This is a genomic window from Candidatus Magnetobacterium casense (assembly GCF_019173545.1).
Taxonomy (GTDB): Bacteria; Nitrospirota; Thermodesulfovibrionia; order Thermodesulfovibrionales; family Magnetobacteriaceae; genus Magnetobacterium; species Magnetobacterium cryptolimnobacter.
The window spans coordinates 1-1,143 of sequence record NZ_JABXWD010000751.1 but is presented as its reverse complement, the minus strand read 5'-3'; the positions used below and the strand labels follow the sequence as shown (position 1 = coordinate 1,143).

Sequence of the window (1,143 nt, the reverse complement as noted above, 5' to 3'; positions counted from 1 at the left end):
AGCTGGCCTCTCCGCCCGTTCAGTGTACTGAATGTGGCGAGCCCTTGATTGAAATGGAGTTTACCCAGGGGTTCCACCTGGTATGCGACAACTGGCGCTGCCATCTGTTCCGGCAACCGCAGGTATGCAGGACCAAAAACCCGGGACACGATTGATTTGCGGGATTGGATAGAAGGTTGTGTAGAAAGCGACCCAGAGTGTGTGAAAGCGAAGGTACAGGTGATGACAAGATGAATAGAACGAAAATAGAGTCGGCTAGGAATCCAGACGGGACGCAGGGTTATACCTGGAATCCCATCACAGGCTGTTTGAATCACGACAACGGACTCTGCAAAGGCGGGGACTTCCCTTGCTATGCCTACAAGCTGGCGTGTGGGAGATTGAAGACTCACTATCGGAGAAACTTTGAGATAGCTCTGCCACATGAGAATCCCAAGATAGCCTTCAATGACCCCTTCTACCCCCGCTTTTGGGAAGAGAAGTTGAAGGGACTCAAGGCCAGGAATGACCGACTCCATTATGACGGCGCTAAACGACACTATCAAGTGCAACCCCGGGGAATTTTCGTCTGCGACATGGCAGACCTGTTTGGCGTGGGAGTCCCGGAAGAGTGGACACAGAAAGTGCTAGACGAGATATGGGGCAACAAAGGTTTTGATCGCTTCTACCTTCTCACCAAGCGACCTCAGAATCTAATCAAGTGGAGTCCCTTCCCGGACAACGCCTGGGTGGGCGTGACGGCTACAAATCAAGAATCATACTATGATGGCGTTAGCAATATAACAAAGGTGGAAGCCAAGGTTAAATTCGTTAGCTTTGAACCGTTATTGGAGCGAATCAACGGTGGCGAGTGTGCAGAGGAACGTAGGCTTGATTCCATTGATGAGTTTGACTGGCTCATCATCGGCGCTTGCACTGGCACACGGGAAGAAATGTTCCGCTTATGCAACCTATCCGACGGGAATTCAGAACTGCTCCCTAAGCCCTTCAACAACAAGTGGACAGCACAGCCTAAAATCGAGTGGGTAAACGAAATTGTCGAGGCTGCGGATAGGGCAGGAATAAAGGTCTTTTTGAAGGACAACCTAGAATCACTCCTGCCTCTGGATGGCCTCTTCTACACCCATGTCGAAACTAACGGTG

Annotated in this window: 1 protein-coding gene; it reads left to right on the top strand. The window is 50.7% G+C overall.

Translation table 11 applies throughout. From position 1 onward, the window contains the following. Nucleotides 1–230: 230 nt before the first annotated feature. The coding region (locus tag HWQ67_RS19270; protein ID WP_218254316.1) for a DUF5131 family protein at nt 231–1,143 on the top strand (913 nt) is incomplete at its 3' end.